This is a genomic window from Paenibacillus sp. MCAF9, from assembly GCF_052114265.1.
Classification (GTDB): Bacteria; Bacillota; Bacilli; order Paenibacillales; family Paenibacillaceae; genus Pristimantibacillus.
In genome coordinates this window covers 54,184-60,375 of the sequence record NZ_JBFREL010000036.1, presented here as the reverse complement: position 1 = coordinate 60,375, position 6,192 = coordinate 54,184, and the positions used below count along the sequence as shown (strand labels likewise).

The window sequence follows — 6,192 nt, the reverse complement described above, 5'->3', positions numbered from 1 at the left end:
TTGCCTGTCTCCGGATTCACCGGCCATGCCGCGATATCCCATTCAAACGGCAAATCCCAAAATCCCGGTTGATCCCATGGTCCCATTGGGAACATGCCTACTTTGCCGGCTACAAATCGCGAGTACGAATTCATTGCTTTCTCATCCTCCGGCGACGGCGATACATTGTGCTTGAGGCGCAGATCTGCTACCCATTGCATTGCTTTTGCAAATTCCGGTGTATCAATCGTTACTTTGCCTGTTGTATAGTCGATGAAGTCGCCTCCGCTTGCCCATACTGCGCCTTCCAGCGTAAAGTTGGCTCCGCCATAAATGTCGACTTTGCCATCGCCATTCTCATCCTTCGTCAGCTTCTTCGCTGCATCTAACCAGTTGTCCCATGTCCATTTGCCAACCTCAGCCGGCGGCAATTCAAGCCCAGCTTCAGTAAACATCGTTTTGTTGTAGGCCATTGCCCATGGACCTACGTCCTTCGGCAATCCGTACAAATCCCCTTGCCCGAGCTGCTTGCCGTCAAAACGGTAACGATCAAGCGCTTGCTTCCATACGTTATCCGCTTGGAACAGCTCGGTCGATTCTAGAAACGGCTGCAGGTTTTGAATCGTGCCTGCTTCGGCAAACTTGTAAAACTGCGGGCCCGATACGTAAAATACGTCCGGTGTTTTGCCCGATGCAACCAGCGTAGACAGCTTCTGATTGTATTCAGCAGGCGGCACGCTTGTGTACTCTACCTTTACGTTCGGATACTTCGTTTCGTACGATTTAATCAGCTTCGTAAATATATCTTTCTCCTGCGGACTGCCATGACCCATAAACGAAATCTTTACTTTTTCTTGCGGTGCGTTTGTTGCTGCATCACCTTTATTCCCAGTGTTTCCATTTGTAGCAGTGCTGTTGCCATTTCCACCTGATGAACAAGCCGATAGCAGCATTCCAAAGCATAATAGCATTACAAGTCCAAGCTTCGCGGATAATTTTCTATTCATTTCGTTTGACGCCTCCCTTTTTTTGCAAGCGCTTCCTTGATGAACTCATTCTAGATTATATTGTTATACTTTTAAATACTCTATTTAGTATAAAAAATGAGAAATAATCTTCTTTCAACTAATGCTTCACCTTAAAAAGCAGTCTATAACCCCATTTTCAAACGAAAACTTCTGCATTTTCATTCAACTTCTATCATTCCAGCGTTTTTAAAGCACAGAATATACTAACTTTAGTATATATTTAAATACTAATATATTCTATAATCCGTTTTGAAGCGCTTACAAAATAATAAGAGGAGATGGTTTCACATGTTTGTCCAAAGCAAGGTTAGAATAACCGCTTTATGGATTGGCTTGCTTCTTATAATCAGTATACTGCTCCCTGGTTTTCAAGCATTTGCAGCCCCTGGATTAGCTTGGCCCTCAAATACCGCAACCGTATTCACACCTCAAAACGGCGGAGTATGGTATCCAAGGCTGCTAAAGCTGAACAATAACGATATTTTAGCCTCTTTCGATACGAATGCAGGCGGGGGCAAAACAAGAATTATGCTTTCTCGCAGCACGGACGGCGGTCATACCTGGTCTCCTGCTATACAAGCTGCAGCTGATTCCAGCGGTGATGTAGGTAATGGCCAAATGCTTCAGTTGCCGAATGGCGAGATTTGGCTTTCGTACCGCCTTGTTGTGCAATCCGGTTCGATTTATAACACTTACCTAAAAACCAAAAAAAGCACCGATGGCGGCAGCACCTGGTCAGATTTAACGAACGGCCAAATCGGCTCTGCCACAGCAAACTCGTTCAAAGGATTATGGGAGCCGCATCTTCAGATGCTTGGCAATACAATAGCTGTATATTATGCGGATGATAGTCCTGCCACTGTAGGCAATACAGGCCTTCAGAAGCTTATTATGAAAACATGGACCGGTAACGGCTGGAGCGGCGAAACGATTGTCAGCGACGGTGTTGCCGCAGGCTCTAGAGATGGAATGCCCGTTATTACCCAAATGGCTAATGGCCAATACATCCTAGTGTTCGAAGCGACCGACGTCGCAGGTCATCCTTTTGTTATCAAATATAAAATATCGTCGGATGGTTATAACTGGAACGTTCCTCGTCAAACCCTTTATGTCCCTACCAAAGCCGGAAAAAAAGCTGGTGCGCCTTTTGTTGTTAAGCTTGGAGATGGCCGCTTGCTTGCTTCTTTTCAAACGGACAATGACAGCATAAATACCGGCGACGCATTCTCCTCCATGTACACGATGATTAGCGCAGACAATGGTGCAACTTGGCAATATCGGACTAATATTTTTCCAGTAAGCGACTCGACCAGCTCAAATTGGAATGCCTTGCTGCCCATAGATTCTACTCACGTCCTTGCAGCGACGAGTGCAGACTATCCAAGCAGCGGAGTGTATATTCGATTTGGTCATGCAGTTACACCATCGAACACAAACCTAGTAACGAATTGGAGCTTTGAAACGGCAAACGTAAGCGGCTGGACGACATTTGGCGATGATTACCCCGCTCGAATTAAAGTACATGGCACAAACGATGGTGTCGGTGTACCCGCCGCCCAGGGCAATTATTTTATCGGACTAGCCGGAACGAGCGGACCTGCATCGGCTTATGTTGGCCAAACGATTAGCGGACTTGATAATGGCAGCTATACGCTGCGTGCGTATATGCGGAGCAGCGGCGGGCAGAATTCTTGCGTAATGGAAGTAAAAGATTTTGGCGGAACGTCGCGGCAAACCAATTGCCCCGTAACCACAGCTTGGACGCCGGTTACACTCTCGAACATCGCAGTTGTAAACGGCCAGGCAACCATTGGCTTTTTCACATCAAACAGCCAAGCGAGCCAATGGGTCGATATTGACTGGGTTGAGTTTACTCGAAACGATGTTTACAATGGTGTCGTTTCAGGTGGTGTATACAAACTTATCAATACAAATAGCGGCAAAGCGCTTGAGGTGGATGCTTGGGGAACAACGAATGGCTCCAATGTGCAAATCTGGACGGAGGGTGCGAATCAGGCAAATCAGCTCTGGCAAATTACGCATGTCGGGGGCGGAGCATACAAGCTCATTAACACGAACAGCGGCAAAGCGCTTGATGTCAGCGGGGCAGGAACAGCTAACGGCACCAATGTTCAAATCTGGGATTATGCGAACTCAGATAATCTGCATTGGAAGATCATCGACACAGGGAGCGGTTACTTCAAGCTTATCCACTCACTCAGCAATAGGGCGCTGGATGTCGCTGCTTCTGGCACAGCCAACGGTTCAAACGTTCAAATCTGGGATGATCTCGGAAACGGCGCCCAAAGATGGAAGCTTGTTCGCGTTAGCTGATGGGGCAACCCCTGTTTTTTTAGCATAAAAAAGAATTCAATACATGGGTTGGTTGGCCAAGAAGGTAAAAAGCTTATCGGACATTTCATCACTGTATTAACACATCGTTTCTTTTGTGCTCTTTCCGGCAACAAATAGTCTAAAATAGGTCACCTTTCTATCCACGAAGCGTTTGGAAGTGGAGTCCTATCTAATTGTGTAATATGAAGGATTGCATAAAAAGTAAGCCATGAAGTAAATACTCATCTCGCAGAAGCTGCCTAAACCATTCTAGAGAGGAGTATTTATTCATGGCTCCATTTCAGTTTACACTAAGTTTAGGTCACCAATGATGCATCCAGCTGATTATCGAAGAGTCTCGGGACGCAGGCGTAACAGTTAAAGATGGCGTTTCACAAATAAGCATGGACTTCGCACCTTTGTAAAAATTGATCTAGAAAATAGCCTTATTTTCTCTCATCAGCCTCGATACTGCTCAATATGAGCCAATTCAGCAAAAATAAGGCTAAAATATAGTCCTATTTTCATTTAATGCGCCCTTTTTACCAGAATAGAGCTAGAAAATAGCCTTATTTTCGCTCATCAGCCTCGATACTGCTCAATATGAGCCAATTCAGCAAAAATAAGTCTAAAATATAGTCCTATTTTCATCAAACGTGCCTTCTCACCAAAATAGAGCTAGAAAATAGTCTTATTTTCTCTCATCAGCCTCAATAATGCTCAATATGAGCCAATTCAGCAAAAATAAGACTAAAATATAGTCCTATTTTCATCAAACGAGCCCTTCTCACCAAAATAGATCTAGGAAACAGTCTTATTTTAGCTCTCTCTTAGCCAGGCTGATTTTATGATAATAACTGCTTTAAATAAAGCAATGGCAGTCTCAAAAGCAGATAAACTGCCTTTGAGACTGCCTCTTTTTGTTAAACAAATATGCTCCTTATGGAGCTGACTCACTACGTGATCAGCACCATTCCCATACTCCATGCCATTACACTCACTCTATATCTCCCGTCAAACTACTCCTCATAAATCATTTTTCTCGTCATACCGCCATCAATAGTGATGTGAGTTCCGGTTACAAAATCATTTTGAGGGTCTGTTAAATACAGACATGCCCGTGCAATATCCTCCGGTTTGCCTACCCGCTTAGACGGATGCTGCTCATGATCCTCTGGGCGCAGCTTGCTGTAATCTCCCGTTTCGATCCAACCTGGACATATTGCGTTAACCGTAATATGATCTGGGCCGAGCGAAACCGCCATCGCGTGGGTTAGCGAGAGAATCCCACCTTTGGATGCCGCATAGGCTTCTGAATTCGGTTCCGACATCATTGCTCTCGTTGAAGAAATGTTTACGATAGCTCCACCGCCGGTTGTCCGCATCAACTTGGCAGCCTCACGCGAGCAGACAAACGTCCCGCGCAGGTTCGTATTCACAACGCTATCCCACTCATCAATGGATAGGTCGTATGGCGACTTCCATATGCCAAACCCCGCGTTGTTTATGACGATGTCTAATCTCCCGACAATCGTTTCCAAATCACGCAGCATTTTAATAATGTCATCAGGGTTGCTCATATCGGCAGAAAGGGATAAAGAATCATAACCTGCCTCTTGCAGCAGCAAGCCAGTCTGCTCCAGACCTTCTTCGTTTTTATCCACTAATACAGGCAGTGCTCCTTGCTGCGCATAAGCTAGTGCAAGCGCTCGTCCAATACCAGCCCCAGCGCCTGTTATTAGTACAACCTTATCCTCGTATGCTGCTTTCATTTTGGATGCCTCCTTAACGTGCCCTTTTACCTAAAGAGTTTAAAGCAAATCGAAGCAAAATGAAAATCCAAACCGCTTACCTCCATCAAGAGGACAAATACAGCAGCTTCACGAAATAATAGTCAACGGAACAACGGCAGGATTCTTTAGAAAATCTGAAAAATGGAGCTGATCCACCTGAACACTAAAGCTGTCTTTTTCGATTTATTTGAAACGTTGATAACTGAATTTACGGATGGCAAGCGCACCATCAATAGATCCACGGACGATGCTGCACTTCTCGGCATAAATCATGGCGATTTCAAGAAAGATTGGCGCAAACGCCAAGAAGCAAGAATGACCGGACAATATGTTAACTTCATTGAAGTGATGAGAGACATTTTGGAGAAGCAGAATTTACCTTACAACGAACAAATAGTGGAGCACTTGTATCGAACAAGAATCGACGAAAAGCAGGCTCCATTTTTAACGATTCAGCCAGCTGTTCTTGCCATGCTGAAAGAGCTGCAAAGCAAGTACATAAAAATAGGGCTTATTAGCAATTGTACAGAAGAAGAAATTCGCCAGTGGAAAGCTAGCCAGCTCGCTCCCTACTTTGATGATGCCCTCTTCTCATATGAAGTTGGCTTAGCCAAACCAGACATTCGTATATATCAATTAGCCTGTGAGCGGTTAAACGTATCACCCGAAAATGCGGCATTTGTAGGCGATGGCGGTTCTAATGAGCTGGATGGCGCATGCAACGCTGGCTTAAAAGTTTTCCATGCCTTTTGGTTTAATACCTATATAACAAGCCGTTACACGAAGCTGCTCCATCCTGATCATTTAATATCTCATTTGCCATAATAAAATAGAAGCAAAATAGATACTTTGATGACTCACAGCTACTGCTCTGAGTTTATTTCATCCAATCGTATGGATAAAAGGTTACTGTGGAAGTTGTGGACAAAACGTGTCAAATAATCTGAAAATTTAATTAATATTGTAAAAACAGCTTGAACACCCCTTGTCAATTTTCTCAAAAGCGAATATGATAAAAGCAATCAAAGGTTGTGAATCTTTTCACACTGTATAGCATA

The 6,192-nt window shown here is 44.4% G+C and carries 4 protein-coding genes; 2 read left to right on the top strand and 2 right to left on the bottom strand.

All coding sequences use genetic code 11. The features are described from left to right. A partial coding sequence (locus AB4Z45_RS29455; protein ID WP_441912875.1) for an ABC transporter substrate-binding protein occupies window positions 1-986 on the bottom strand: 986 nt, incomplete at its 3' end. 309 nt (window positions 987-1,295) lie between these two features. Here AB4Z45_RS29455 and AB4Z45_RS29450 point away from each other — a divergent pair. Continuing rightward, complete coding sequence (locus tag AB4Z45_RS29450; protein WP_441912874.1) at window positions 1,296-3,341, top strand: RICIN domain-containing protein; 2,046 nt, start codon at window positions 1,296-1,298, stop codon at window positions 3,339-3,341. A 1,019-nt stretch (window positions 3,342-4,360) separates the two neighbouring features. On the opposite strand, the gene AB4Z45_RS29445 is transcribed toward AB4Z45_RS29450, so the two are convergent. Next, window positions 4,361-5,113, bottom strand: a complete 753-nt coding sequence (locus AB4Z45_RS29445) for an SDR family NAD(P)-dependent oxidoreductase (protein ID WP_441912873.1) — start codon at window positions 5,111-5,113, stop codon at window positions 4,361-4,363. A gap of 162 nt (window positions 5,114-5,275) precedes the next feature. On the opposite strand from AB4Z45_RS29445, the gene AB4Z45_RS29440 reads away from it, so the two are divergent. Beyond that, on the top strand, window positions 5,276-5,959 hold the full coding sequence (locus AB4Z45_RS29440; protein WP_441912872.1) for an HAD family hydrolase: 684 nt from the start codon (window positions 5,276-5,278) through the stop codon (window positions 5,957-5,959). Window positions 5,960-6,192: the final 233 nt, after the last annotated feature.

Coding starts and splice junctions, on each gene's coding strand:
- AB4Z45_RS29450 (WP_441912874.1), top strand. CDS start 1,296: ATGTTTGTCCAAAGCAAGGTTAGAATAACCGCTTTATGGATTGGCTTG.
- AB4Z45_RS29445 (WP_441912873.1), bottom strand. CDS start 5,113: ATGAAAGCAGCATACGAGGATAAGGTTGTACTAATAACAGGCGCTGGG.
- AB4Z45_RS29440 (WP_441912872.1), top strand. CDS start 5,276: ATGGAGCTGATCCACCTGAACACTAAAGCTGTCTTTTTCGATTTATTT.